This is a genomic window from Pseudoalteromonas sp. SIMBA_162, from assembly GCF_046535955.1.
In the GTDB taxonomy this organism is placed as follows: domain Bacteria; phylum Pseudomonadota; class Gammaproteobacteria; order Enterobacterales; family Alteromonadaceae; genus Pseudoalteromonas; species Pseudoalteromonas marina.
On the sequence record NZ_JAWJBQ010001285.1, the window covers coordinates 1 to 233 of the forward strand.

1 protein-coding gene is annotated in these 233 nt (G+C 50.2%); it reads left to right on the forward strand.

Going from position 1 to position 233, the window contains the following annotated elements; all coding sequences use genetic code 11:
- Positions 1-233: SIMPL domain-containing protein (locus R0J88_RS23780; protein ID WP_410901425.1), on the forward strand; the 233-nt coding region annotated here is incomplete at both ends.

Here is a 233-nt window from a genome sequence, read left to right on the forward strand (position 1 = left end):
GACCGCATATTGTCACCTCCGGTACGGCAAGCGTGGATGCGGTGCCAGACATTGCCACTCTTGCGATTGAAGTTAACGTGGCCGCGAAGGATGCCGCTACTGCCAAGAAACAGGCAGATGAGCGCGTCGCACAATACATTTCCTTCCTTGAACTCAATCAGATCGCGAAAAAAGATATCAGCTCAGCGAACTTACGCACCCAGCCAGATTATGATTATCAGGATGGTAAAAGT